The organism is Actinomyces sp. zg328 (assembly GCF_009829635.1).
GTDB lineage: Bacteria > Actinomycetota > Actinomycetes > Actinomycetales > Actinomycetaceae > Actinomyces > Actinomyces marmotae.
The window spans coordinates 79775-106358 of the sequence record NZ_VWPE01000004.1; the positions used below are offsets into that span (position 1 = coordinate 79775).

Here is a 26584-nt window from a genome sequence, read left to right on the forward strand (position 1 = left end):
CCAGGGCGGGTCGGGACGCGCGAGCGCCCCGACCCGCCCTCCTGTCACAGGTCGTCGGCCTCGACGATTTCGTAGGCGTATCCCTGCTCGGCTAAGAAGCGTTGGCGGTGGGCGGCGAACTCCTGGTCCTTGGTGTCGCGCGCGACGACGGTGTAGAAGTGCGCCTGGCGGCCGTCGGACTTGGGGCGCATGATCCGCCCCAGGCGCTGCGCCTCCTCTTGGCGCGACCCGAAGGAGCCGCTGACCTGTACCGCCACGGAGGCGCCGGGCAGGTCGATGGAGAAGTTGGCGACCTTGGAGACCACGAGTACGGGGACCTTGCCCGCCCGGAAGTCGTCGTAGAGGCGCTGGCGCTGGCGAACCGTCGTCGCCCCGGTGATGATCGGCGCGCCCAGGTGCTCGGCCAGATCCTCGAGTTGGTCGACGTAAGAGCCGATGACGAGCGCCTCCTCGCCCCGATGGCGCGCCAGGATCCGCTCGACCACATCCCGCTTGCGCGGGCTGGTGGCGGCCAGCCGGTAGCGGTCCTCCAACTCCGAAGTGGCGTAGGACATCCGCTCCCCGGCGTCGAGGGTGAGGCGGACCTCCGTGCACACTGCCGGAGCGATCCACCCCTGGTTCTCCAGGTCCTTCCAGGGAGTGTCGTAGCGCTTGGGCCCGATGAGGCTGAAGACCTCATCCTCGCGCCCGTCCTCGCGCACGAGCGTGGCTGTCAGCCCCAGGCGGCGGCGCGCCTGGAGGTCCGCCGTCATGCGGAAGACGGGAGCGGGCAGGAGGTGGACCTCGTCGTAGACGATGAGTCCCCAGTCGCGCGCGTCGAGCAGGTCCAGGTGCGGGTAGGTGCCCTTCCGTCTCATGGTGAGCACCTGGTAGGTGGCGATGGTGACGGGCCGGACCTCCTTGCGTGCCCCCGAGTACTCCCCGATCTCGTCGGCGGTGAGGGTGGTGAAGCGGATGAGCTCCTCCTTCCACTGGCGCGCCGAGACCGCGTTGGTCACCAGGATGAGAGTGGTGGTGGATGAGCGCGCCATCGACGCCGCGCCCACGAGCGTCTTGCCCGCCCCGCAGGGAAGGACGACGACGCCGGAGCCCCCCGACCAGAAGGCGTCCACCGCCTGGCGCTGGTAGGGGCGCAGCGCGAAGGCCCCCGGGGAGCCTGCGGCCGCGCCGGCCGGGTCCTCGACCAGCGTGATCGGGTGGGCCTCGCCGTCGACGTAGCCCGCGAGGTCCTCCGCGGGCCAGCCCAGTTTGATGAGGGCCTGCTTGAGGCGACCTCGCTCAGAGGGATGGACGACGACGTCGGCGTCCCCCAGGCGCTCCCCGAGCATCCCCGCGGTCCGCTTGGAGCGCAGGACCTCCTCCAGGACCGGGGAGTCGGTGGCGCGCAGGACGAGCCCGTGCGCGGGATCCGCCACCAGCTGGAGGCGCCCGTAGCGCCCCATCGTCTCGGCGATCTCGGTGAGCAGGGCGTGGGGGACGGGGAAGCGGGAGTAGGTGACGAGCACGTGGACGACCGTCTCCGCGTCCAGGCCCGCGGCCCGCGCGTTCCACAGCGCCAGGGGCGTGATCCGGTAGGTGTGGATGTGCTCGGGGGCCCGCTCCAGCTCGGCGAAGGGCGCGATGGCGCGGCGGGCGTCGTCGGCGGCCGGGTGGGCGGCCTCGAGCAGGACCGTCCGGTCGCTCTGGACGATGAGCGGGCCGTCCGGGGCTGGGGGAGCGGATGGGTTGGGCGTGGTGGGCATGGGGGTGAGTATCGCGCTCCTGGCGCCAAGGAGGGTATGAGCGCCCGCCCGCGTCCGTGGAGCCGACCCCTATTCGCCGTGCTGCCGGGAGATGAATTCGGCCATGCCCGGGACGGTGAAGGCGACGACGCCGAGCTCAGCCGCCCGAGCGTCGATGCGTGTGCCGGATGCGGCGTTCCACGCCTCCTGCCCGAACTGCTGGATGAAGTACGGGTAGCGCCCGGAGCGGTCCACGACGTGTGACAGAGCGTCGTCGTCCCACGTCACGCCCTCCGCCGTGGCCGGATCGGCGAGCGCGAAGAGCACCGGCCAGTCGTCCTGGGCGGCGGCGTGGGAGACGGCCACCAACGTGGTGAGATCCTCGGCTGAGAGGTCCTGTGCCTCGTCGATGAGGAGCGCGAGCCCGCTGCCCGCCTCCGCGGCTGCGAGCGAGATGTCCTTCGGAGGGGCGCGCGAGGTCGCTCAGGGGACGTAGGGGTTGAGCATGGGGGCCATGAAGTCCTCCGAATCTAAAGGTCTATGGAAGATATATTGTTTTCAGATACACGTGTATACGCCTCTATATCACTGTAGAAGTAGTGGGCGCGGGGCCCGGTGGCGCGGGGCTGTACCGTTGGTGGGATGAGCGGTGAGGAGGAGCAGCGGCGCGAGGCAAGCGCACCAGGCCCAGCGACGGTGGAGGACCTGGCCGCGCGCCTGACCGGCCTGCCCGACCGGGAGATCGCCGCCCTCCTCCTGGCCCGCCCCGACCTCCTCTCTCCGCCTTCGCCCTCCTTCACCGCGCTCGCGGCCCGCGCCGCCGGGCGGACCAGCACCGATCTCGCCCTCGCCCAGCTCGACGCGGCCGCCATCGCCGTCGCCGAGGGCCTCGTCGGCCCCGTCGCCGGGCTGGCAGGGCCCGCTGGCGCCGTCGATGACCTCGCCGCCATCCTCGCCGACTGTCTCTCCCTGCCCCTCGACACCGTCACCGACCGGCTCTCCCAGCTCTCCCGCCTCGCCCTGACGATCTCGAACCGGCCCGCCCCCGGCCTGGCCGAAGCCCTCGCGCCCGGCACCGCTTCCTGGCCCCCGCCCGCCGAGAGCCTCACCGGCCCCAGCCCCGACTCGCTGACCATCATCGAGCCCCGGGCCATCGCCGCCGAGTCCGCCCAGCGAGCCGAGGAGGCCGTCCGCCTCGTCACCGCGCTCCTGCGCGAGTGGTCGCGCGAGCCCGGCCCCCTCCTGCGCGCCGGCGGCGTCGGCGTGCGCCCCCTGGCCCGCACCGCTGAGGCCCTCGGCCTGGCCCCCGCCCAGGCCGCCACCGTCATCGAGATCGCCGCCGCCGCGGGCCTCCTCGGCCTCGACGACGACGGCGCCGCCTGGCTCCCCGCCGCCCCCGCCCTGGCCTGGCTCTCCCACGACGACGCCCCGCCCCTGCCCGAGCGCTGGGCCGCCCTCGCCGCCGCCTGGGCCTCCAGCGCCCGCGCCCCGTGGCTGGTCGGCAGCCGCGGTGAGGATGGGGCCCTGAGAGCAGTGCTCGGCGACGCCGCCGAGGCCCCCTGGGCCCGCACCCTGCGCCACCGCGTCCTGCGCCTCCTGGCCGCGCTGCCCGACGGCGCCTCCGCCACCCCCGGCTTCGTGCGCGCGACCCTCACCGCGGCCCGCCCCCGCCGCCCCATCCCCGACGGCGCCATCACCGCGATCCTCGCCGAGGCCGAACTCCTGGGGATCACGGGCGCCGGAGCGCTCTCGCGCGCGGGCCGCGCCCTGGCCGAGCGCGAGTCCCTGGACGCCGAGGCGGATCCGGCCTCCCTGGGGCCCCTGGAGGACGCGCTGGCCGCCGACCTGCCCGAGCCGGTGCCCATGCTGCTGGTCCAATCCGACCTCACCGCGATCGTCCCGGGCCGCCCCGTCGCGGCGCTCGCCGCCCTGCTGGAGCGCAGCGCCGTCGTCGAATCGCGCGGCGGCGCCCTCACCCTCCGCTTCACCCCCGACTCGGTGCGAGGCGCCCTCGACGCTGGTCTGAGCGCCACCGAGCTCCTCGACGCGCTCGGCGCCTACAGCCCCGCCCCCCTGCCGGGGGCGCTGGAGGCCCTTGTCGAGGACGCCGCCCGCCGCCACGGGGCGATCCGCGTGCGCCCCATCGCCTCGATCCTGCGCGTCCCCGACCCGGCCGCCGCCGCGGGCCTCCTGGCCGAGCCCCGGCTGGCCGGCCTCGGCCTGGACGAGGCCGCCCCCGGGATCATCACCGCGACCGCCAGCGCCGGGCAGGTCCTGCGCGAGCTGCGGGCCGCGGGGCTCGCTCCCGTCCTGGAGGACGGGCAGGGCCGCCTCGTCATCGACGGCGCCCCGGGCGGTGCCGCTGGCGCGCGCGGCCGGGGCGCCGCGCCCGAGCCCACCCGGCCGGGACACGTCATCGCCTCCCGGCGCCGCGCCCCCGCCAGCCGGGAACTCGCCGTCATGGTCGGCAGGATGCGCGCCGGCCAGGAGGCCCTCGACGCCGCCGGGCCGGCCGTTGCCGCGAGCGACCCCGTACACGCCCTAGCGGTCCTGCGGCAGGGCCAGGCCAACCGCTCCCTGCTGCGCCTGCGCCTGGCGGGACCCGACGGCGAGGTCCAGGACAGGCGGGTGCGAGTGCGCTCCGTCGAGCCCGGGCGGGTCAGGCTCGCCGATGTCGCGCGTGAGACCGAGTTGACCGTCGCCGTCCACCGCATCGTCTCCGTGGAGCCGCTCAGCCGGGACTGACCGGCCCCCGGGCCTCTGGGGCGCGTCCCGCGACGGGAGCGCTGGCGGGCGGGGCGTGGACACCCCCTCTACACTGGGGCGCGTGACTGGAACCGAGAGCGCCGTGGCAGGCGCGACCTCCCCCGAGATGAGCGCGACCCCGCAGAGCCCTGAGGCCCCCGAGGTCCCCCGGGGGAGCGTCGGGACCGCCGCCGACCCCGCCACCGCCGCCCTGGTCCGCGGGGGCTCGCTGCCCACGGCGTCCCAGGCCGCCCTCGCCGCCAAGGACCGCACGCTGACCAGCGCGACCGCCGTCGAGCTCGCGCGGACCGCCCTCATGGAGATCACGATCCCCGAGACTATCGGGGCCCACACGGCCGCCCGCGCGGACGCCGAGCGCCTCGTCACCCACCTCTTCGAGTGCACCCTGGCCGGCTACAGCGGCTGGCGCTGGGCCGTCACGATGAGCCGCGCGCCGCGCTCGCGGACGGCCACCGTGGTCGAGCTCGAACTGCTGCCCGGCGAGGACGCGCTTCTCGCCCCCGTGTGGGTGCCCTGGGCGGACCGCCTGGCCCCCGGGGATGTCAGCCGCTCCGACCGGCTCCCCCTGCGCGAGACCGACGAGCGCCTTGAGCCGGGCTGGGAAGCCACTGGCGACGAGGAGGGGGACAGGGTCGCCCTCGATGAGCTCGACCTCGGGCGCGCGCGGGTCCTCAGCCCCGAGGGCGTCCAGCGCGCCGCCCAGCGCTGGTACGACGGCGATCACGGCCCCCATGCCGACGGCGTCCGCAAGGCCCACGCCACCTGCTCCACATGCGGCTTCTTCATCCCCATGGCGGGGCCCTTCCGGCAGGCCTTCGGGATCTGCGCCAACGAGTGGGCCCCCGACGACGGCGTCGTCGTCTCCCTCGACCACGGCTGCGGCGCCCACTCCGAGACCGATGTGCCCGACCAGGGGCCGGAGTGGCCGGTGACGCCCTCACGCGTCGACGAGGGCCGCATCGAGGTCGTCGGCTCCGACGGCCAGGACCTGCGCGGGGGCGTTCCGTTGGACGAGATCGCCGGGGGCGCCGTCGAGGAGGCGGCGGTGCCCGCCGCCGAGGGCTCCGCCGAGGATGCTGCCGCGGAACCCGCCGCTGATGAGGCCCCGCGGGCCCCGCAGGCCCCCGTCGGCGCCGCGCCCGGAGCCGAGGCGGATCCGGCGGTCGATGACGCGCCGGGGACCGCTGATGCTGGCGAGGACCGCGCCGTCGCCGCGCGCGACGCCGTCGCGGGCCTAGCCGACGAACTCGGCCAGGAGCGCTCCGCAGCGCCCGCCGGGCCCTCGGACGGGCCCGATGCCGAGGAAGAGACGGCTGACTCAGTGGCCGGCGTGAACAGCCTCGCCGACCTTGAGGCCCTCATGCCCACCCGCGCCTGAGCCCCCGCCGACCCCGCTCATGAGCGCGGCGACCTCGTCGGGGAAGGGGAAGCTGCCGGGGCGGTAGTTGCAGGAGGCGTCTTCCGCGTGGAGATCGCCGGTCGTGTTGTAGGCGCGCGCCCGACTGCCGCCGCACACGGCCTTGTACTCGCAGGCGCCGCAACGGCCCTTCAGCAGCCCCGGGTCGCGCACGCCGGTGAACACCTCGGAGCGGCGGTAGATCTCGGTCAGGGAGGAGTCGCGCACGTTCCCGGCGCTCTTCTCCAGGAAGCCCGAGGGCGTCACCTCCCCTGTGTGGGAGACGAACACGAAGCCGCTGCCCGAGCTCACGGTGATCGGCGGACGCCGCCGCCGGGGCCCCGAGTCGAGCCCGAGTTCGGTGATCCGCTCGCGCAACTGGCGGTACAGGGGCCCGTACCCCATGATCCGCATCATCTCCTCCTCGGGGACGCCCCGATCGGCGAGGACCTGTCGCTGGAAGCACACGCGCCGGAAGTGGTGCCCCTCGGTGGTGCGCACGGGGACGGCCTCGCCCATGTCGTAGAAGGCGCCGAGCACGTCCTCCACCTCATCGGCGTCCAGAGCGCCCAAGTCGACGCCGCGCCCCGTGGGCACCAGGAGGAACCCGGACCAGGTCATCGCCCCGTGCTCGCGCACGAGCGCCGCGATATCCGGCAGCTCATGGGCGTTGTGGCGCGCCACCACGGAGTTGATCTGCACCTTCATTCCCAACTCGCGGGCCGCCTCCCAGCCGGCGATCGTGCGGTCGAAGGTGCGCTCCAGCCCCCGGAAGGAGTCATGAGTGGTGGCGGTGGCGCCGTCGACGGACAGGGAGATGACGTTGACCCCCACCTCCTGCAACTCGGCGAGCGCCTCCTTGGTGAGCTTATCCGTCCCCGACGGCGAGAGCGCCACATGCAGCCCCAGTTCCGTCCCGTAGGCGGCCAGTTCGGCCAGGTCCGGCCGCTCGAAGCAGTCGCCCCCGGTGATGATGAAAATGACGGCGGGCTTGCCGAAGGCGGCCGCCTCATCCATGAGCGCCTTCGCCTCATCCAGGCCCAACTCGAAGGGGCTGCGCAGCGGCACGGCCTCGGCTCGGCAGTGGCGGCAGGCCAGGGCGCAGGCGCGGGTGGCCTCCCAGGTGACGAGCATCGGGCGCTGGGCGGGATCATGACGCTGGACGCGCACCGGCCGGGCGGAGGGGCGCCGGGCGGGGGCCGTGGGCGACGGCGTCATGACAGCCCCTCGATCGGCTCGCCGGCGGGCGAGTTGGCCACGATCCTGGCGTTGCGCACGATCCGCTCCATCGCTCCCACGGGGCGCCCGCCCGCGCCATGCGGGGTGAGGATGAGGTTCGGGGCGTCCCAGAGCGGGGAATCGGCTGGGAGCGGCTCCGGATGGGTGACGTCCAGGCCGGCGGCGGCGATCCGCCCCTCGCGCAGCGCGGCGTTCAGCGCGGGCGTGTCCACCGTGGATCCTCGTCCCGTGTTGACCACGATGGCGCGCCGGGGCAGCAGGGCCAGCCGTCGGGCATCGAGGGCCCCGGCCGTGGACGGCGTGGCGGGCAGGATCAAGACCAGCAGGTCAGTGGTGGGCAGGGCGGTGTCGATGTCGTCCACGGCGATCACCTCGTAGCCCGCCCGCGTTCCCGCGCTGCGAGCCACCCCGCGCACCTGGGCGCCGACGGCGGTCAGCAGCCGCGCGGTGGCCTGGCCGATCGCGCCGAAGCCCCAGACGAGCGCGCGGGCGCCGATGAGGGTGGTCAGGCGGTCGGGGTCGTGCAGGGGCTTCGCCCCGCCGAGCTCGCGGTCCCACCGGTGCTCGCGCTGAGCCTCCAGCGCCCGGGGCAGGGATCGCGCGCAGGCCAGGGCCAGGGCCAGCGTGTGCTCGGCCACCGTAGCGTCGTGGAAGTGGCGCCCGGTGGTGATCGCGACGGAGTCGGGGAAGCCCGCGGCGAGGATGGCGTCCGGCCCGGCGGCGAGGGTCTGGATCCAGCGCAGGCTTGTCATGTGGCCGGCCGTGTCCCGCAGGGCCGTCAAGGTCCGCGCTCCGCCCATGCCCCACAGGATCATCGCCTCCGCATCGCGGTGCTCGGGAGGAACCGGGGCGGCCTCATCGAAGACGACCACCTCGTGACCATCGGCGACCAGCGGCGATGGATCGAGGTGGGAGGTGGACGTGAGCAGGATCTTCATGGGCCCATTATGGTTCGCCCGCGCCGCTTTCGACTCCTGATACGGTCTCGTGGCCGACGCCGGGGTCTGTGACAATGAGGCAACGTGAGCACCACTTCTCCCGGGCGCGCCGCGCCCTCACGCCCCACCCCCTCCACCGCCCTGCCAGCCCTCGACCGCTTCTTCCGCATCACCGAGCGCGGCTCGACCGTCGCCCGCGAGCTCCGCGGCGGCGTCGTCACCTTCTTCACGATGAGCTACATCCTCGTGCTGAACCCGCTGATCCTCGGCGGCGCTCTGGCGGGCGACGGCGACGTGACCAGCGCTAAGGCGAAGATCGCCGCCGGCACCGCGCTCATCGCCGGGGTCATGACGATCCTCATGGGCGTCGTCGCCAACTACCCGCTGGCCATGGCCGCCGGGCTCGGCATCAACGCGATGGTCGCCTACACGATCGTCGGCAACCACGGCATGACCTTCGCCGATGCCATGGGCATCGTCGTCATCGAGGGCGTCATCATCCTCATCCTCGTCCTCACCGGCTTCCGCGAGGCCGTCTTCCGGGCCGTCCCGCCCTTCCTGCGCACCGCGATCAGCGTGGGCATCGGCCTGTTCATCGCCCTCATCGGGCTGGTGGACGCCAAGGTCGTGCGCGCCGGCGGCACGCCCCTCGAGCTCGGCCTGGGCGGCTCCCTCAAGGGCTGGCCCGTGGTCGTCTTCCTGCTCGGCCTGTTCCTCACGATCATCCTGCACATCCGCAAGGTCCGCGGCGCCATCCTCATCGGCATCGTCAGCGCCACGCTCCTGGCCGTCATCATCGAGGCCATCCAGGGCCTGGGCGCCTTCGAGGAGGGCTCCAACCCCACGGGCTGGGCGCTGAGCGTCCCCTCGTTGAGCGGCAGTCCCGTCTCCGTGCCGAACCTGTCGGGCCTGGGCCACTTCTCCCTGCTGGGCTCCTTCGAGAAGGCGGGCGTCGTGTCGATCGTCCTGCTCGTCTTCTCCATGATGCTCGCCGACTTCTTCGACACGATGGGCACGATGGTGGCCATCGGCGCCGAGGCGGACCTCCTCGATGAGAACGGCAACCCGCCGCGCACCCGCGAGATCCTCGTGGTGGACTCCGTGGGCGCCATCGTCGGCGGCGTCGGCGCGGTGTCCTCCAACACCTCCTACGTGGAGTCCGCGGCGGGCGTCGGGGAGGGCGCGCGCACGGGCCTGGCGAACGTCGTCACCGGGGCCCTGTTCCTCGCCTCGGTCTTCCTGTCGCCGCTCGTCGCGATGGTCCCCTACGAGGCGGCCACCCCCGCGCTCGTCGTCGTCGGCTTCCTCATGATGACCCAGGTGGCCGACATCGACTGGAAGCGGCCCGAACTGGGCATACCCGCCTTCATGACCATCATCATGATGCCGTTCTCCTACTCGATCACCAACGGCATCGGGGCGGGCTTCCTGACCTACGTGCTCGTCGAGACCGCCGTCGGCCGCGCGCGCAGGATCCACCCGCTCATGTGGCTGACCGCCGCGCTGTTCGCGGTCTACTTCACGACGGCGCCTATCAAGGAGATCCTCGGCCTGTCCTGAGCCGCCCAGCACTGCCAGCACGACCCCGGGGTCCTCCGCGCTCGCGGAGGACCCCGCGCGCGAGTGACCGATATCCTTCTCCTAGTCCCCGCGCCCTACGAGAGCGGCGGCGCGAGGGCCTGGCCGCCCGCCTGGGTGGGGAACCGTCGTCGCAGGAGGCGCGAGCGAATATGAGCGAACTCATCGACACCACCGAGATGTACCTCAAGACCGTCTACGAGTTGGAAGAGGACGGCGTCACCCCTCTTCGCGCGCGGATCGTCGATCGTCTCGACCACTCGGGCCCCACGGTCTCCCAGACGGTGGCGCGCATGGAGCGCGACGGGCTCATCAGGGTCACGGAGGACCGCTCACTGGAACTCACCGAGGAGGGCCGGCGCCGGGCCACGGAGGTGATCCGCAAGCACCGCCTTGCTGAAAGGCTGCTGCTCGACGTCGTCGGCGTCGATCGGCGCTACATCCACGACGAGGCCTGCCGCTGGGAGCATGTGATGAGCGAGAGGGTCGAGGACCGGCTCGCCGAGATCCTCGGGGACGTGGCCACCGATCCCTTCGGCAATCCCATCCCCGGCAGGCGAGCCGACCACCCCGCGCCGGGGAAAGACGAGTCAAGCGCCAACCGCGCGGTCCGCGACGGCGTCGGATCCGCCGTCGTGCGCCGGATCGGCGAGCCGATCCAGGCCGACGGCGAGCTCCTGGGCCGGATGGAGGACGCAGGGATCTGCGCGGGCGCGCGCGTGGAGCTGCGCGGATCGGCCGGGGGTGTGCGCATCGTGGGGCCCACGGGCATGCCGATCGTGCTGCCGGACGATGTCGCCCGCCACCTCTTCCTGGAGCAGGGCGCTCCCGCTGTCTGAAGCCCGGGTCGTGAGCGCCCGCGGCCGGTCAGGCCGTCAGTGGGCCTGACCAGTGTGAATATGCCTATGGGGCCCCTAGGAGAGGGATGCCACACGGGGTCGCGGACATCAAGGCTTCACTCTGGCGCGGGACTTCGACTAGTGTCAGCGGTGCAGCCGATGCCCCGGTTGTGGAGAGACGGGCGGAGCCAAACCCTGCCGGCGCCCCTCACTCCTGATTCCCACCCAGATCACCGGCAGGGACGGGGGAACCATTCCCCGGATGAGAACGAGCCTCGCGCTCGCTCCTCCTTGGGGTGAATCCCGCCTCGGCGGGTAGGGCGTCTCCAGCCCGAACCCGACAGCTAACCTCGACGGCTCTCCAGGAGAAAATCCAGTGACTTCCAGCGTCAAGGCACGCCACCGCAAAGCCACTCGACCGATCACCCCGTTGTCGAGCACCGGTCCGGCCGCGCGTCGCGGCATCGCCGTCGTCGCGTCCTCCGGTCTGGCTCTCACCATGATCGCCTCCGGCGCCAATGCCGCGAGTGACACGACCCAGCTCAGCGAGTCCGCCGGCTCCCTCGGAGAGAATGTCGGCACCGCCGCTCTCGCCGCCCCGGCGCACGAGGCCGTCATCGCCAACGCGGCCGTCAAGGTCGCCAGTGACGCCCAGGTGGACGGCTTCAACCACACCGCCGAGGCCGTCGCCGCCGAGGCCCCGGCTCCCGCCCCCACCGCTGAGGCGACCCAGGCTGCGACCGCTGAGGCCTCCACCGCTGAGGCGACCCAGGCCGCGACCGCTGAGGCCCGCACCACCCAGGCCGCGGCCGCCCCGGCCGCCGCCCCTGTCGCCCGAAACTCCATCGTGGGTCTCGCGATGGCGCAGGTCGGTAAGGCCTACGTCTACGGCGCGGGCGGCCCCAGCGCCTTTGACTGCTCGGGCCTCGTCTCCTACGTGTACGCCAACGTCGCGGGCATCAGCGTCCCGCACTCCTCCGGCGGCATCCGCTCGGTCGGCACCGTCATCTCCGCCGCCGAGGCCCAGCCCGGTGACGTCCTCTGGTGGCCCGGCCACGTCGCGATCTATGCCGGCAACGGCATGATGGTCTCCGCCGAGTCCGAGAGCGTCGGCGTGCAGTACCTGGCCGTCCGCGGTGGCGCCACGTACCTCCGCCTCTGAGCGAACCGGCGGTCGGGCCGCATCGGCTCTGACTCCGCTCTCGGCCCCGCTCCCCCCGTGGGAGCGGGGCCGAGATGTTTTATGTGGTGTTGCTCTCATCGTGAAGCCGCTCATTCGAGAGTGCCTGAATGGGGCTCTGAACTGGTCGGAACCCGTTGGAACGACGGGGAAAGAGGGGTGGTATTGTGTGGCAGGTCACGATCGTGTCGTTTACCTTTCCGTGACTTGCCCGTCGGCGCTCCGGTAGCCTCTCAGGTGTCGCGGGGCCTCCCCCTCGCGGCGCCCGAGCCGGGGCCCAGTCCCATCGTCCGGCCCGGGCTGGCGAACAACCAGCGATGGGGACGGGGGAACCGTTTCATGGGTCGCGGCCCTGAACGCGGCCCTCGGGGCGAGTCCCGCTTGACGCGGCGAGGGCGTCTCCAGCCCGAACCAGACAGTTCACCTCGGCGGCCATAGGAGAGAAACATGACCACCCATTCCCCGGCTCGTCACCGCGCCGCGACGCGCCCCACGACTCCCCTCGCCGAGGTCGTGCCCGCCACTCGCCGCGGTCTCGCGCTGGCCGCCTCGTCCGGCCTGGCCCTGACCATGGTCGCCTCCGGTGCCGCCACCGCCTCGGTCGCGGAGCCCGCCCAGGCCTCCGCGGGTTCCCTTGACGCCTCCGGCCTCAACTACCTCGGCCTGGACGCCCACGCAGCCGCGACGACCAACGCCGCGATCGTCGTGGGCGCCGATGTCCAGGCTGATGCCTTCAGCCACGGCTCAGAGGCGGCCGAGGCCGTCGCCGCGGCTCCCAAGCCCGTCGTCGAGGAGACGGCCCCTGAGCAGGCACCGGCCGCTCAGTCGGAGCAGGGCGCGGCCCAGGGCGGCTCCTCGGCCCAGCGGACCATCGCTCAGGCCGCCCAGGCGCGGCCCGCCGCCGCCCCCGCCGCCTCCGGCTCGAGCATTGTCTCCATCGCCATGCAGTACGTGGGCGCCGCCTACGTCTACGGCGGCTCCTCGCCCTCGGGCTTCGACTGCTCCGGCTTCGTCCAGTACGTCTACGCCCAGGCCGGAATCAGCCTGCCCCGCACCTCCGGCGCTCAGGCCGCCGCGGGCAGGGCCGTCTCCATGGCCGAGGCCCGCCCCGGCGACATCGTCTACTACGGCTACCACGTCGGCATCTACGCCGGCAACGGCATGATGATCGACGCCGGCAACGAGTCCACCGGCGTCGTGTACCGCGAGATCTGGGGCAGCCCGACCTCGTTCATCCGGATCGGCTGACACCGGCTCGGACCTCAGCCACCGCTTCGAGGGGGCGACCGCCACGGCGGCCGCCCCCTCGAAGCGCGTGCCGGGGCAACGTCCACTGAACCTCACCGCCGTGCGCTGCGCCACAGGTATGCTTGGGGGCACCTGGTTCGCCGGACCCCGGAGGGCCGGGGCCTCCGATGGAAAAGGCAGGGAACCATGGCTGAAGACAAAGTCGTCCTCGTTGGCGTCGACGGATCGCCCGAGTCTCTCGGCGCTGTCGACTGGGCGGTCGCCCGCGCGGCGCGCGAGGGGTGGAGGGTCCACATCCTGTGCGCCTACTCGCTTCCGTCCTTCACCGCCGCCTCGCTCGACGGCGGCTACGCGGCCTTGGACGACACCGCGATACGCGCCGGCGCCCAGGCCGTCGTCGACGAGGCCGTGGCCCGCGCCCAGCAGGCCGGCGTCGCGGTGAGCAGTTCGCTTGAGACGGGCGACCCCGCCGGAGTGCTTGTGGACCTCTCCTCCGATGCCGCCCTGGCCGTCGTCGGCACCCGTGGCGGCGGGGGCTTTGCCGACCGCCTGCTCGGCACCGTCTCCTCCGCCCTCCCCGCGCATGCCAAGTGCCCTACCGTCATCGTCCCCCGCCACACCACCGGCGCGGCCTTCACGCCGGTCAAGCGGATCGTCGTCGGCGTGGACGGTTCTGGCTCCGCCCGCAAGGCCGCGCGACGGGCCGTGCGCGAGGCCGAGGCCTGGGGCGCCGAGCTCACCGCCGTGGCCGCCGTGCCCATGAGCACTGGCACTGGCGCCCTCGCATGGCTGCCGGCCGCCGTGGACCGCCAGCAGGTCCTCGCCGACGTGCGAGCGGGCCTCGACCACGCCGTCGCCGAGGCCCTCGAGGGGCACCCCGGGGTGACGGTCCGCCGCCACGCGCTGGACGGCAACGCCGCTGAGCTCCTCGCCGAGTTCTCCACGGCCGTCGACCTCGTCGTCGTCGGCTCGCGCGGTCGCGGCGGCTTCACGGGACTCCTCCTGGGCTCCACGAGCCAGGCGGTGCTCTCGCACGCCGCCTGTCCGATCATGGTGGTGCCCGCCCGCGCCAAGGACGACGACTCGGCGGTCACTCGCTCCAACGTGCCCTGGGAGCGCGCCTGAGCGAGCAGGGGCACGTCGGTCCCCGATCGGCGCGGCACGCTGGTAGGCTTATCGCGCCCAGCCCTCGTAGCTCAGGGGATAGAGCACCGCTCTCCTAAAGCGGGTGTCGGACGTTCGAATCGTCTCGGGGGCACCAAAACCCTGGTTCACCAGGGAAAACGGATCGGGGTCTCGGGGCGCGGAAGCGATCGGGACCCCGATCCACGTTCGTAGTTCTGAATCTGACGAGCCACGACGCGGCCGCGAAGGTCCAGCCCGCCGTGTGGCTCAGCCGCCTGGGGCCGACGACTGCGGGATGTTCTACGGCTGGCCCGAGGAGGCTATGAGGTACTTCGACTGGGAGAAGTGGGAGTAAGACTCTTGTCACGGCTGCACCGTCGTTGAAGCCCCAAACGTGGGCGTCTTCATCGTCCGAGCTACGAACCCCAACCTCTTCGATGAGCTCGTCAAGGCGCTCAACGATTTTGAGATTCTTTCGAAAGATCTCCTTCTGGCGGGTGGGCAGGAATCAACTCTCGCGCGCCGTTTCAATGAAGGATTCCGTAGCCTGGGATGGCGTGAGGCTCGCGTCGACACTGACATTGAACTCAAACTCCGGATCATGCCGTACAAGCCCGCTGGTGAGACGAAGTCAACGGTGACCTCAAGTCCCGTGTCCAACAAGGGCTACAAGGTTGACAACTTCAAGGGGCGAGTGGCCCTCGATCTGGAATGGAACGCTAAGGACGGCAATCTGGATCGCGATATTAGGATTATGGCATGTCTGAGTCTGAAGCAAAGAAGATGCTTGCAACGACGACAACGACGAATCTTAAGAATTCGCCTACGCGGACAGTTTCTCCGGCTTCTTTGGGTGACCCCTCCTTCTGAGGGGCACCCCACTTTTTGCCAGGAGCGTGCGCACTCGTTGAATCGAGTACCCAGACTGCTTGGCAAGTTGCTGGACGGAGGTGCCGCGAGAATACTCGTCCGCCATGATCTGGCTCACGCGCTCAGAAAGCCAGTCACTCATGCGCTCATTCGGCTCCAGCATCGGCAATCGAGCGATCTCGCCCCCGCCGTAGCCTCTCTGTGCCTTGCCTTGAGGCTCGATCTCATCGTCGGATTCATTGCCCCACATGGACCAACCGGGACGTGCATATCGTGCGAACATCTCCAGGTAGGGTCCTGGAGAGCAGGACTCGATGAGACCATACTGTTCGTCGGGCTTGCGGCTGTGCTCGCGCTTGCGGGTCTCGATCATGTTCACCGTCGAGCGCCCGGGTGCGAGAGTCCTCATCGATCCTTTAACACCGAACAGGATCGGCTCGGTGACGTTGCGGAAGTAGAATCCAACTCCACGGCCGTCGGGGCCGCCGTCCTTACGGCGCTTTGCCCAGATGATATTCGAGACGTAGCGGAAACCCCATGCCTGGAGCACGTCGATACCCTCGGGTAGGAGAGCGTTGGGCACCCACAGGTACAGATGGGCGGACTTGGCGGTGACATCGCCTACTGGTAGAGCCTTGATCTCGTCCAGCGACATAGTGCCGTAGCGTCCGAGACGACGATGCTCTGGCGCAACCTTGCCCGTGCGGTTGGCGAAACGCCATGGAGGATCGGCCAAGATGGTCTGAAACCCGCCCTCAACGGTGGGGAGAGGGGCGATCTCCTCGTGTGTGTACGGTGGCTCATGCATGAGTCCAAGTGTATTAGACAAAGATCTACTTTAGTGGCGATAGATATTTTCCGGGCCTACCGTCACACAGTGTCCAGACTGAAGGAATGCTGGTCGCCGTGACGGTGACCAGGGTCTTGTCGCTGCCCTCACCTCCTTTTTCTCTTACCACGAGCCGAACTCATCACGCAGCCGTACTGCGAGCCTCCACACGACCGGCGTAAATCCAGCGACCCCGCCGAGCGTGGCCATCGCGATGAGAGTCTTCGCCCCGCCCTACGGCCGTCCATGTCATGCGTCCCTCCAAGGCCTCCAGACGGCGCTCTGCACGGCCTATCACACGGATCGGGGTCCGGGGCCGTGGAAGCCTTCGCGGCCCCGATCCGCTGTTCTGCCCGCATCTGCCACGGCCCGTGGTCCGCCCCTGGCGGCAGGGCTCGCCAACGCGCCGCGGGCAGGCCGGCGCGTTCCGGGAGCGGGTCCATGACCCGAGGGGCGCGCCCGCGATCCCGCCGCGGTCGTCGTCGCCGGGCGCCCGCTCGCGTGCTGACGCGGCGCCACCCCGGGGCGCCTCGGGCAGGAGCGCGCCGCGCGCGGATATTGTCAGAGCATGGCGCCTTCACTCTTCTCCTTCGGCCGCGCTCGGCACAGCGCGGGCCACGCAGCAGGCGATCGCGTGGGCACCGCCGAGGGGCGAGCCAACGGGAACGGGCGCGAGCCGCGCGTCACCGGTGCCATCAGCCCCCAGCCCGCGCCGACGGCGCCGGAGGCCCCCGCGTCCCCCACGGACCTCGACGACGCCAGCCGGGCCCGCGTGGACGCCGCGCTCGCGGGATGGCGAGAGGAGCTCGTCGGGCTCGGGGGAGTGGCCAGTCTCGACGACGTCTCCCTGCTCGACGGCGCCGTCGACCTCACTACCGCGCATCCCTCGGGGCTCGCTCAGCTCTACGCCGGGCGCCCCACCCCCCTGTCCAGCCTCATCCGCGAGCCCACCGCCCTGGCCGCCGCCCGCAAGTCCGTGCGCAAGGTCGCCGGGCGCACCGACATCCTCGCCAGGCAGTTCGGCGTCGCCCCCGTGTACCTCGCCATCGGGATCGCGACCTGGACTGAGACCATCCGGGAGGACTCCCGGCGCACCGGCGCCGCGGCGGCCGGCGGCGCAGGGGGCGCCCAGAACGGCGGCCCAGGCGGGCCCGGCGACTCCGATGCCGACCATGAGGCTGAGGCGCCCGCCGGGCATGAGATCTCCGACCCCGTCCTCGCCTCGGCCCTGGAGAGCGCGCTCTCCTCGCGGCCGGCAGGGCCCCCGGGAACCGTCCGCACCGTCAACGCCCCCGTGCTCATGCGGCCGGTCCGCCTGGCCAGCGCCTCCGCGGACGCGACCATCGCCGTCGACCCCTCCATCGAGGTCAACCCCGTTCTCACGCGCGCCCTGCGCCGCTATGGATCGACGGCCGACATCCAGGCCCTGGCCCGCGCCGCCCTGACCGCGGAGGGGTTCACCCCGCGCGCCGCCCTCACCCGCATCGCCGCCGCCTGCCGCGACTACCTGCCCGGTTTCGAACTGCGCGAGCGGCTCGTCGTCGGCGCCTTCGTTCACCCGGGCCAGGCGCTCGTCGAGGACTTCGACGCCGTCGTCGACCGCGCGCGCCTCTCCGCGATCGTGGCCGCGCTGGCCGGCGTTGAGCCCGCCCAGCGGGCCCTCGCCGTCGATCTGCCCGCCCTCCGGCGCGAGGACCGCGCCCCCGACGCCGAGCGCGGCGCGGGCGATCTCGACCCCGGTCAGCTCGACGTCGTCGAATCCGTCAGCCTGGGCGCCTCCCTCCTCCTCGACGCGCCCCCCGGATCGGATGTGGCCGCCACGCTGGCCGCCGTCCTCGCCGACGCCGCCGCCACCGGGCGCACCGCCATCCACATCCCGGCCACGAGCGGGGATGGCCACGCCGTCGCCCAGGCCCTGGAGGACCTCGGCCTGGGGGACCTCGTCGTCGATCTCACGGAGGACGCCAGCTGGCGCCGTCACGCCGCCGAGGCCGTCCAATCCGGGCTCGGCTCCCAGCCGCCCCAGATCGACGTCCCCGAGATCCTGCGGGTCCGCCAGCGCCTCACCGCCGTGCGCAAGCGCTTGTCCCGCTACGTGACGGCTCTGCACACGCGGCGCGCGCCCTGGAACGTCTCCGCTTACGAGGCGCTTCAGACACTCGCTGAACTCACCTCGTCGCGCTCGAAGGCCCGCACCACCGCGAGGATCGTCCCCGGACGGCTTGAGCGCCTCGACGACGCCGGGCGCGAGCGCGCCTCTCGCATCCTCCACCGCGCCCACTCCCTCGGGATGCTCGACCCGGTCCAGGCGCCCTCGCCCTGGAGCGGTCTGGCGCTGACCGACCTCGACGAGGTCACCGACGCCCTGGGGCGCCTGGGCCGCCTCGCCGACGACATACTGCCCGCCATCGAGACCCACAGCCGCGAGGTCTCCTCCTACACCGGGCTGCGGCGCGCCACGACGCCGGCCATGTGGTCCGAGCAGCTCGACATGCTCGACGGCGTGCGCGACTCCCTCGATGTCTTCCTCCCCGAGGTCTTCGAGCGCTCCGCCGCCGACCTCGTCATCGCCACGGCCACCAAGCGGTGGCGCGAGGAGCGCAGCATCGTCATGAGCGGTTCCGCGCGCCGTCGCTTCACCCGGCAGGCCAAGGACCTCGTGCGCCCCGGCCGCGTCGTCGAGGACCTGCACGCCGAGCTCGTCAAGGTGCAGCGGCGTCGCGAGGAGTGGCGCCACCACGATCCCGACGGCGGCTGGCCCACCCTCCCGCAGGGCTTGGACGAGATGCGCCGCACCTGCGAGCGCGCCATGAACGCGCTCACCGAGCTCCAGTCCCTCCTCGACCGCCACGACGGCTCCCCGGCGCTCGTGGACACGCCCCTCGCGGAGCTGACCACCCGTGTGCGGGCTCTCGCCGATGACCCGGAGACCGCGCAGGCCCAACCTGAGCGCAACCAGACCACCATCGCCATCGACGAGTTGGGCATGGGCCCGCTCGTCGCGGATCTGCGCGCCCGCCAGGTGCCCGATGACGAGCTCGATGACGAGCTCACCTACTGCTGGTGGTCCTCCGTGCTCGCCCAGGCCCTGCGGGAGGATCCGGATATGGGCGGGCTGGACGCCAAGGCCCTCAACGAGCTCTCCGAGAGCCTGCGCCGGCTTGACGCCGCCCAGTCCGCCTCCCTGTCCGGTCCCGTCGCGCAGGCCTGCGCCCGCCGCGTGCGCTCCGCTGTCGAGGCCGACAAGCAGCAGGCCCGCTCCCTGTACATCGCCCTGTCCAAGGACAACGGCGTCCCCCTGCGCGACATCCTCGATGCCCACCCGGTGGCCTGGCTGGCCCGCCCTGTCTGGATCGTCCCACCGACCCTTGTGCCGCAGGTGCTCGCCCCCAGCGCCGTCGTGGATCTGGCGATCCTCGACGCCTCTGCGAGCATGCCGGTCGCCCAGGCCCTGCCGGCCCTCGTGCGCGCCGAGCAGGTCCTCGTCATCGGGGACCCGCGCCGCGCGGAGAAGGGGCTCGCCGCCGAGCTCGGGCCGCTCCTGCCCTCGGTGACCCTGCCCACCGGCCGCAACCAGCTCGACGCCGGGATCGCCTCCTTCCTCGCCTCTAACGGCTATGAGGGCATCGTCGAGGTGATCCCCGGGCCGCCGGGCGAGTCCACCCTGTCCCTTATCCGCGTCGATGGTCGCGGCATGCCCGCGCCCGGTAAGAGCGCTGTGGAGACCGTGCCGGACGAGGTGGACCAGGTGGTCGACGTCGTCATCGAGCACGCGCTGACCCGCCCCGACGAGAGCCTGGGCGTCATCGCCCTCAACACCCGCCACGCCGACGAGATCCGTCGAGCGGTGGCCGTGGCGGCCGCCGAGTCCCCCGCCCTGGACGACTTCTTCTCCGTCGGCGTGAAGGAGCCCTTCACGGTCATCGACCTGCGCGAGGCCCGCTCCCTGCGCCGCGACCGCGTCATCCTCTCCGTCGGCTTCGCGAAGACCCCGCACGGGCGCACCATTCACGCCTTCGGCGAGCTCGGTGAGCAGGGCGGCATGGTCGCTCTCGTCGAGGCCCTGTGCGCCTCCCGGGGCGCTACGACCGTCATCTCCTCCATCGGGGCCGAGGACCTCGATCCCGATCGGCTGCGGGCGCCCGGCGCCAAACTGCTGCGCGAGGTCCTCGCCCGCGCCGCCGGGGGAGGGACCCCCGTGGGCCCGACGGAGAACGCCGAGCCCGATCGCCTCCTGGTGGATCTCGCCTGGCACCTGTGGCGCAAGGGACTCGTGGTGGTCCCCCAGTGGGGAGCCGACGGCGGCCCCCGCATCCCCCTGGCCATCGGCCACCCCGACTACCCCGAGGAGCTGTTCGTCGCCGTCCTGACCGATGACGACGACTACGTGGCCGAGCCGAGCCTGCGGCGCCGCGACCGCCACTGGGTGGAGCGCCTTGAGCACCGCGGCTGGCGGGTCCACCGCTCCTTCTCAGCCGGCGTCTTCGTTGACCCGGAGGCCGAGGCCCGCGCCATCGAGATCATGATCGATGAGCTCCTCGATGAGCGCTCCGCCGCCCAGGCCCGCCCGGAGGGCCCCGAGCTCCCTGAGCGCATCGACGACGCCGCCGGTGAAGGCGCCTCCTCCCCGGGAGCCGCCGGGGCCCGCGAGGCGGAGCCCGCAGGCGACCGGCCCGCGCCCGCTCCCGGGGAGGCCGCGCCCGCCAGTGCCACTGCCCCGGGCGCGTCCGCGGGCGCTGCCCGGGCGGATGCGCGCGGGGCTCGCCCGCCGATCGCGCAAGGGCTGCCCCTCCAGGCTTATTCCGACGACGAGCTCGATGACCTCGTCGCCTGGATCCGCTCCGATGGGATGGCGCGCAGCGAGGAGGAGGAACTCGCCGAGCTTCGCGCCGCCCTCGCCCTGACCCGCCGGGGGACCGGTGTGGACGCTGTCCTCGGCAACGCCGTGCGGCGGGGCCGATGAGCGCTTCCGCGGCGGGTGGGCCCCGCAGGCGCCGAGTGGTCCTGCTGTCCCCTCAGGACGCCGCGCGGGTGGCGCGTGGCGAGATGACTGAGGAGGACGAGGAGAACGCGCGGCGCCGTGGAATCGATGCCCTCACCGAGGCCCGTGCCCGCCGGGAGGACGCGCCCGGCGGCGGCAGCGCCAACGACGCGCGCCTGCGCGCCGAGGTTCCGCCCCACTGGTCCTGACCCCGCCCCCCCTTCACCGAGACCGGTCGAAATTACGAGCGAGACCGGTCGAAAACATGAGCGAGACCGGTCGCGGCGGGGGCGAAGCGGAGCGGATAGCACTGAGCCCCGCCGACCACTTGGGTCGGCGGGGCTCAGAGGGTCACTGGGGCGCGGCTTCCGGCGCTGCCGGGCGCGCTCGCTCTCAGTGGTTGCGGGCGGCGAGCAGGTCGCGGATCTCGCCCAGCAGCTCGACGTCGGTCGGCGCGGCGGGCTTCTCCTCCTCCTGCTTCTTCTGCAGGGTCCTCATCTTGTTCATCGGGACGACGATGCAGAAGTAGACGGCGGCGGCGACCAGGATGAAGTTGATGAGCGCGGTCAGGATCGTACCGGGCTGGATGTAGGTGCCCGAACCGCTGTCGATCTTGAACTGAAGGACGGAGTCGAAGTTCGGGGAGCCGACGATCTGACCAACGATGTCCAGGATCACCTTGGTGATCGAGTCAACGATGGGCTTGAAAGCGCCACCGATGATGACGGCGACGGCGAGCTCCAGGGCGTTGCCCTGAGCGATGAACTCCTTGAATCCCTTGATCATGAGGGGAGAACCTTTCGGTGAGTGCGCGCCCCGCAGGGGCGACAGGCGCGAGGCCGGGACGATGATCGACAGCCGGTTGGCTGCATCGGGCAGTCGGCGCCGGCTGAACGCGCCGGCGGATCAATGATCGGATCAATGATCATCCCGACTGTGATGAGGTCGTCAGGGGCTCAGCGCGAGGCCGAGGGCGCCCTGCGTTGCCGCACCGACGACTAGGGTAACGGTGTCCGCTGGGACGGCAAGTTCTACTACTGTGATCTTATTCCCTGAAAGTAACCTAGAAGTGTCACCTTCTGTTGTGGTAGCGACGACCCGTGCGCCGGAGCAGAGGATCCTGGTCCCCTCGCCCGTCGAAACCGGCGATGGCGCGGAATTAACCGCCTGATCGCGGGGCGTAGCGGGGCTCGCGGGCGCGCTCGCGGCTGTGACTGGGCTCTCGCCGATGATGTCGACGATCGCGCCCGGCTCCGCCAGTGATCCTCCCACCGCGACAGGAACCTGGACGATCCGCTCGTCGTCGGCGATCCCCCGGGCGCGCGCCGAGCTCGTCATCGATTCCGTCAGGACGGTGCCCTCCTCCAAGCGGACCGCCGCCCTGCTCCCGATGATGCTCTCATCCGCCCTCCCCCGGGCGGGCAGCGCCGCCCCTGGGATCGGGCGCCGCTCCACGTCACGGGCCTCGATCCGCTCCCCGGCGCCGATCGTCCGGGCGACGACCAGCGCGCTGCCGTCCTCCTGCGGTGAGGGGCGCAGCACGGAGAGCGCGAGCAGTACGGCCGCGCCCACGCAGGCGGCGATGACGAGGTGGCGCGCCCTCCACAGGCGCAACGATGGGCGAATGGCGGGGGAGCGCTTCAGGCGCGGGTGGGGGCTCATGACCCCAGGGTGGGCCCTCCATCCGGAAGACGGCTCCCCTCGTCCACAGGGCGCGGCCGCGGGTGTGCGCACGCGCGCCTGTGGTTCCCGGGGTGGTTGCGCGAGCCGCCTCCCCGCCGCCCCGTTAGGACCCGGAGGCGAAGACGGAGCGCTCCAGGAGGAACCATTGCTCGGGCGTGATGACGGCGTCCACCCGCTGGTCATGCGGCTCGGTGGGGAGTTGGTGCGGGGTGAGCTCATCGTCGTAGACCACGGCGAGCACGAGCGCCCCCTCGCGCCTCAGCGGCAGGGCGCGGTCGTACCAGCCGCCGCCCTGACCGAGGCGGTTGCCGGCGCGGTCGATGGCGAGCGCGGGGATGATCAGGGCGTCGACGTCGGAGACCGCCTCCGCCGGGAGGGGCGCGCCGCCTGGTTCGGGAGGGCGCCCCGGCGCGCGCTCGGCCAGATCAGCGATGCCCGTGAAGCGCCCCCAGCCGCGGGAGAGCTGCGGGCCCAGGACGGGCAGGAGGACCTCGCGGCCCTCGGCCTCCAGGTGCTCCAGCAGGAGCCGGGTACAGGGCTCGTTGCCCACCGAGACGTAGGCGGCGATGGTTCTCATGCCCTCGACGGCCTGGAGGGCGTGCTCCATGAGGCTCTCGCAGGCAGGGCAGTGGCCCGCATTGGGGTGGGGGTGTTCTCTGCGGCGCCGCTGGCGCAGGATCTGGCGCCAGCGGCCCTTGTCATGACTGGTCTCCAGTCCAGCGGGAGCAGGGGATGGGCGCGCCTGAGAACTCACCCCCCGATTCTCTCAGGTTCTCTTTCGCTCCGGGCGCGCCGAGCCGCCCCTGGGGTGGGGAGATGGGCCCCTGCGGGTAGCCTGACTGCCTGGAGCCGCAGGCCTCACCCCGGTGCCGCCCCGAGGTCCCGGGCCCTGCGGGCAGGGAGGAACCCATGAGAACCGTCGCCGAGCACCTCGCATCGTGCCTCGAGATCGCGCAGCCGGCGCCGCCGCTCGACGTCGTCCTTCTCGACGCCGTCGGCTGCGTCCTGGCTGAGGACGTCGTCGCGGAGTTCGACCTTCCCGGCGCGGACCTGGCTGGCCTTGACGGCTACGCGGTGCGCGCCGCCGACATCCGGGGAGCGACGGCGAGCGAGCCCGCCCGTCTCGACGTCATCGACGCCGTGCGCGCCGGCGACACCAGCAGCGCCCAGCTCGTCCCCGGCACCGCCATGCTCATTGACTCCGGCGCCCCCCTGCCCGTTGGCGCTGATGCCGTCGTCCCCTGGATCGACACCGACCGCGGCGCCCAGCGGGTGGAGGTCCGCTCCGTCGTCGTCGAGGGGGAGAACGTGAGGCGGCGCGCTGAGGATGTCGCCGCCGGGACGACGGTCCTGCCGCAGGGCTCGCGCGTGTCCGCCCGGCAGATCGCGCTCCTGGCCGGGGTGGGGCGGCTGCGCGTCAAGGTGCATCCCGCGCCGCGCGTCGTGATCGTGTCGATCGGCGACGAGCTTGTCGAGCCCGGATCGCCGGGCCGGGACGGCAGCGTCTACGACGCCAACGGGCACGCCCTGGCCACCGCCGTCACCGATGCCGGCGGGCGGGCCTTCCGGGTCGCTGCCGTCCCCGACGAGCTCGGCGCCCTGACCGAGACCCTTGAGGATCAGCTCGTGCGCGCCGACGTCCTCATCACCACCGGGGGCCTGTCCGTGGGGCAGGGGGACACCGTCAAGGAGGCCCTCGCGCCGCTGGGCTCGGTGCGCTTCGACGCCGTCGCCATGAGCCCCGGGCGCCAGCTCGGCGTCGGCACCGTGGAGGGCACGCCGATCTTCTGCCTCCCTGGCGATCCCGTGAGCGCTCAGATCGCTTTCGAGACCTTCGTGCGGCCCGTGCTGCGAGAGATCGCCGGCTGGCAGGGGCTTCACCGCTCAAGCCTGCCAGCCGAGATGACGCGGGGGTGGGCCTCGCCCGCCGGTAGGAGGGAGTTCGTTCCCGTGCGCCTGACCGGCTCGCCCTCCAGCGGCTACCGCGCCGAGCCGACGGCGGAGCCCGGCACCACCCGCCTCATGGGCCTGGCGCGGGCCAACGCCATCGCCGTCGTCCCAGAGGAGGCCCGCGGCGTCTCGGTCGGGGACACACTCCACTGCCTCCTCCTCGATGCCTGATGCCCGTCCGCTGAGATTGGGGCGACGGTCTCCGTGAGGGCGAGATAGCCCGGATGCCCGAGAGCCCCGGCGCGCGCTCGGGGAGTGGCCCATGCGCTTTGAGTGACTGTTGGGAATAGCGGGACTGCCGTGGCTGGATTGGTGTCATTCCGGGTGACAACACGCCGACAATCTCTCCTGACCGGGGCTCGGTGGCCCGTACCGTGGCGCTGTGGGAATTGAAGTCTGGGCGCTCCTCGCCCTTGTCGTCGTTCTCACCGCGTATCTCCTGCCCTTTCTGGTCGGGCGCCGCGAGGTGATGAGCCTGTCCCGCTCCGAGGATCGCTATTCCGCCGAATTGCGGATCCTGGCGACCGGCGACGCGGCCGCGGCCTCCGACGAGGCTTGCGAGCAGGGCGGGCACGCGAGGATCTTCCGACAGCTCCCGGAGGTGAGGGCGATGAACAGGCCAGCTGTGAGGAACGTCCGCGCGCTGCGCGTCGAGCGTGAGCTCGTGCAGGCCCGACGTGCGCGCGATGCCGCTCGCGCGCGCCGCCAGGACGCCGCCGCCAACCGCGCGCGCGTGGCCGCCGGCCTGCTCGGGGTGAGCCTCGGGCTGTGGCTGGTGGGATTCATGACCGTCATGCCGTGGTGGCCCGCGCTACTGCCGACGGCGCTGCTAATGGGGTCGATGGTCGCCGGGCATAAAGCGGCTGAGGCCTCCCGCGCCGCTGACCGCGCTGAGCGGCGCCGCATCGCCGCATTGCAGCGCGAACTCGACACCCTCACCGGCGCCCGCCCCAAGACCAGGATCGAGCCCGCCGCGCCCAGGCCCGTGGCCGCGCCCGCCGCCGGGGCCATCCTCGGGTCGAGTGAGTTGGGACGGGCCGCTTTCGTGGAAGAGGAGGCCGCTGGGCCCGCCGGCGCCTCGACCGCCGCCGCGCTCAGCGCCGCGAGCGGTGCTGAGCCGGTCGCTCCCGGTGAGACGGAGGAGCCGGCGAGCGGCGTCGTCGAGGCCTCGTTGACGTCCTTGGCCCCGTCCGCTGCAACAGCGCCGGCCGCGGCTGATACGGCGAAGCCCATGGAATGGATGATGGAGCCTCGCCCGCTGGAGGCGGCCGACGTCGATCGCGCTGACCGCGACGAGGCTGAGTCCGGTGAAAAGGCCACGATCGATCGTGGCCGCGTCGCGACCGCTGCCGCGAGCGGGCGCATCGAGTCCGACGGCGCTCCCTCGGCGGAGCGGCGCCGACAGGAGGGCGCGGCTAGCCCCGAGTCAGCGGCACCACGATCGGTGGCTACCCCGCCGGTCCGCCGCGACGCGACGTCGACCCCTCCCCAGGGCTGGCGCCCTGTGGCGGTGCCCGCACCGACGTACACGCTCGCCGCGCGGGCCCGCCGCCGTGCGGTGCCGGACCTGGACCTGCCGGAGGCAGAGTCGGTGCCATCCCCGGTGCGGCCGCGCAACGCGCGCGCCTATGTGCCGGCACCGGTCCTCGACGAGGAACAGGCCTTCAAGCCCATCAACCTCGATGAGGTCCTGGAGCGGCGCCGCGCCGCTGGAGCGTGATGGCCCGCTGAAACCGCTCGGTGGCGCGGCTCACGGCGCGTCAGCTTGCGGCGCACCGGAGTGCTGGTGCTAGTATCGTCCGGCACCTGGGGCTATGGCGCAGTTGGTAGCGCGTCTCGTTCGCAATGAGAAGGTCGGGGGTTCGAATCCCCCTAGCTCCACCGGTAGAGACCCGGGCTGTCAGGCTCGGGTCTCCTATCGCCCAGATCGTTCACGAACGATCCGGGGTCGAGATCGGGATCACAGAGCCTGAGATTGACAATCACCGCGATCATCTGGTTAAGTTGGTCGAGTCGCCTTGAGAGCGACGCGAGGAGCGAAAGGCTCTTTGGATCGCTCTCCTGGGTGTGTTGTTTGAGAACTCGATAGCGTGTCATGCTTGTTTATGTCTTGTTTTTTTGTTTGGCCTGTGCTGCTGCTGTTTTTGGTGGTGGTGTGGGTTGGGCCTGGTCTTTTTTTCTGGGCTTGTATGGAGTGGGCGCGTTCTTGGTTTGCTTTGTTTTTGGTGGGCTTGGGGCGTG

Annotated in this window: 19 protein-coding genes, 2 tRNA genes, 1 pseudogene and 1 riboswitch; of the genes and pseudogenes, 14 read left to right on the forward strand and 8 right to left on the reverse strand. The window is 71.9% G+C overall.

The annotated features are described in order from the left end of the window. Positions 1 to 44: 44 nt before the first annotated feature. Together GVV75_RS03980 and GVV75_RS03985 are read right to left on the reverse strand one after the other, a co-directional pair. Positions 45 to 1742: a DNA repair helicase XPB gene (locus tag GVV75_RS03980; RefSeq protein ID WP_159813580.1), complete on the reverse strand. Its 1698-nt coding sequence runs from the start codon at positions 1740 to 1742 to the stop codon at positions 45 to 47. Positions 1743 to 1811: 69 nt separating this feature from the next. Next, complete coding sequence (locus GVV75_RS03985; protein WP_201288698.1) at positions 1812 to 2087, reverse strand: hypothetical protein; 276 nt, start codon at positions 2085 to 2087, stop codon at positions 1812 to 1814. A gap of 276 nt (positions 2088 to 2363) precedes the next feature. On the opposite strand from GVV75_RS03985, the gene GVV75_RS03990 reads away from it, so the two are divergent. Together GVV75_RS03990 and GVV75_RS03995 are read left to right on the forward strand one after the other, a co-directional pair. After that, the gene (locus GVV75_RS03990; RefSeq protein ID WP_159813582.1) at positions 2364 to 4466 is read left to right on the forward strand and encodes a helicase-associated domain-containing protein; all 2103 of its coding nucleotides are present in this window, start codon (positions 2364 to 2366) and stop codon (positions 4464 to 4466) included. 82 nt (positions 4467 to 4548) lie between these two features. Then, positions 4549 to 5865 carry a DUF3027 domain-containing protein gene (locus GVV75_RS03995; protein WP_236266049.1) on the forward strand — a complete coding sequence of 439 codons (1317 nt, stop codon included), beginning with the start codon at positions 4549 to 4551 and terminating at the stop codon, positions 5863 to 5865. Here the strand turns inward: GVV75_RS03995 and GVV75_RS04000 are convergent. Together GVV75_RS04000 and GVV75_RS04005 are read right to left on the reverse strand one after the other, a co-directional pair. Then, complete coding sequence (locus GVV75_RS04000; protein ID WP_236266050.1) at positions 5806 to 7101, reverse strand: TIGR04053 family radical SAM/SPASM domain-containing protein; 1296 nt, start codon at positions 7099 to 7101, stop codon at positions 5806 to 5808. The two genes, GVV75_RS03995 and GVV75_RS04000, sit on opposite strands and share 60 nt — an antisense overlap. Beyond that, the gene (locus tag GVV75_RS04005; protein ID WP_159813584.1) at positions 7098 to 8060 is read right to left on the reverse strand and encodes an NAD(P)-dependent oxidoreductase; all 963 of its coding nucleotides are present in this window, start codon (positions 8058 to 8060) and stop codon (positions 7098 to 7100) included. Before GVV75_RS04005 ends, GVV75_RS04000 begins: the two co-directional genes overlap by 4 nt. An 84-nt stretch (positions 8061 to 8144) precedes the next feature. Between GVV75_RS04005 and GVV75_RS04010 the strand changes: the two genes are divergently transcribed. The 7 genes and pseudogenes from GVV75_RS04010 to GVV75_RS10260 all read left to right on the forward strand — a co-directional run. After that, positions 8145 to 9620 carry an NCS2 family permease gene (locus GVV75_RS04010; protein ID WP_175994067.1) on the forward strand — a complete coding sequence of 492 codons (1476 nt, stop codon included), beginning with the start codon at positions 8145 to 8147 and terminating at the stop codon, positions 9618 to 9620. 170 nt (positions 9621 to 9790) lie between these two features. After that, positions 9791 to 10477: a metal-dependent transcriptional regulator gene (locus GVV75_RS04015; RefSeq protein WP_159522560.1), complete on the forward strand. Its 687-nt coding sequence runs from the start codon at positions 9791 to 9793 to the stop codon at positions 10475 to 10477. Between the two features lie 213 nt (positions 10478 to 10690). Next, positions 10691 to 10850: riboswitch (cyclic di-AMP (ydaO/yuaA leader) on the forward strand. A gap of 3 nt (positions 10851 to 10853) precedes the next feature. Then, a complete protein-coding gene (locus GVV75_RS04020) occupies positions 10854 to 11639 on the forward strand; it encodes a C40 family peptidase (protein ID WP_159813586.1) in 786 nt (261 codons plus the stop codon). Positions 11640 to 12104: 465 nt separating this feature from the next. After that, on the forward strand, positions 12105 to 12905 hold the full coding sequence (locus GVV75_RS04025) for a C40 family peptidase (RefSeq protein WP_159813588.1): 801 nt from the start codon (positions 12105 to 12107) through the stop codon (positions 12903 to 12905). 186 nt (positions 12906 to 13091) lie between these two features. Then, positions 13092 to 14030 (forward strand): universal stress protein, encoded by a 939-nt coding sequence (locus tag GVV75_RS04030; protein WP_159522566.1) that lies wholly within the window; start codon positions 13092 to 13094, stop codon positions 14028 to 14030. Positions 14031 to 14090: 60 nt separating this feature from the next. Beyond that, positions 14091 to 14166, forward strand: a tRNA-Arg gene (locus tag GVV75_RS04035). Between the two features lie 258 nt (positions 14167 to 14424). Next, positions 14425 to 14715: pseudogene (locus tag GVV75_RS10260) on the forward strand (BglII/BstYI family type II restriction endonuclease); the annotation flags it as partial. A 138-nt stretch (positions 14716 to 14853) separates the two neighbouring features. Here GVV75_RS10260 and GVV75_RS04045 read toward each other — a convergent pair. Continuing rightward, positions 14854 to 15708: an MT-A70 family methyltransferase gene (locus tag GVV75_RS04045; protein ID WP_159813590.1), complete on the reverse strand. Its 855-nt coding sequence runs from the start codon at positions 15706 to 15708 to the stop codon at positions 14854 to 14856. Between the two features lie 589 nt (positions 15709 to 16297). On the opposite strand from GVV75_RS04045, the gene GVV75_RS04050 reads away from it, so the two are divergent. Then, a complete protein-coding gene (locus GVV75_RS04050) occupies positions 16298 to 20692 on the forward strand; it encodes a DNA helicase (protein WP_159813592.1) in 4395 nt (1464 codons plus the stop codon). Continuing rightward, positions 20689 to 20919: a transcriptional regulator gene (locus GVV75_RS04055; protein ID WP_159522574.1), complete on the forward strand. Its 231-nt coding sequence runs from the start codon at positions 20689 to 20691 to the stop codon at positions 20917 to 20919. Before GVV75_RS04050 ends, GVV75_RS04055 begins: the two co-directional genes overlap by 4 nt. Before the next feature lie 184 nt (positions 20920 to 21103). On the opposite strand, the gene mscL is transcribed toward GVV75_RS04055, so the two are convergent. The 3 genes from mscL to GVV75_RS04070 all read right to left on the reverse strand — a co-directional run bounded on the left by mscL (position 21104) and on the right by GVV75_RS04070 (position 23147). After that, positions 21104 to 21496, reverse strand: a complete 393-nt coding sequence (mscL, locus tag GVV75_RS04060; RefSeq protein WP_159624013.1) for a large conductance mechanosensitive channel protein MscL — start codon at positions 21494 to 21496, stop codon at positions 21104 to 21106. A gap of 162 nt (positions 21497 to 21658) precedes the next feature. After that, positions 21659 to 22372: an SAF domain-containing protein gene (locus GVV75_RS04065; RefSeq protein ID WP_159522578.1), complete on the reverse strand. Its 714-nt coding sequence runs from the start codon at positions 22370 to 22372 to the stop codon at positions 21659 to 21661. Between the two features lie 124 nt (positions 22373 to 22496). Next, the gene (locus GVV75_RS04070; RefSeq protein WP_159522580.1) at positions 22497 to 23147 is read right to left on the reverse strand and encodes a 5-formyltetrahydrofolate cyclo-ligase; all 651 of its coding nucleotides are present in this window, start codon (positions 23145 to 23147) and stop codon (positions 22497 to 22499) included. Positions 23148 to 23302: 155 nt separating this feature from the next. Between GVV75_RS04070 and GVV75_RS04075 the strand changes: the two genes are divergently transcribed. From GVV75_RS04075 to GVV75_RS04085, 3 genes are all read left to right on the forward strand, one after another. After that, positions 23303 to 24514 (forward strand): molybdopterin molybdotransferase MoeA, encoded by a 1212-nt coding sequence (locus GVV75_RS04075; RefSeq protein WP_159813594.1) that lies wholly within the window; start codon positions 23303 to 23305, stop codon positions 24512 to 24514. 211 nt (positions 24515 to 24725) lie between these two features. Beyond that, complete coding sequence (locus GVV75_RS04080; protein WP_159717336.1) at positions 24726 to 26063, forward strand: hypothetical protein; 1338 nt, start codon at positions 24726 to 24728, stop codon at positions 26061 to 26063. Between the two features lie 88 nt (positions 26064 to 26151). Next, positions 26152 to 26224 (forward strand) — tRNA-Ala (locus GVV75_RS04085). The last annotated feature ends 360 nt before the right edge of the window (positions 26225 to 26584 follow it).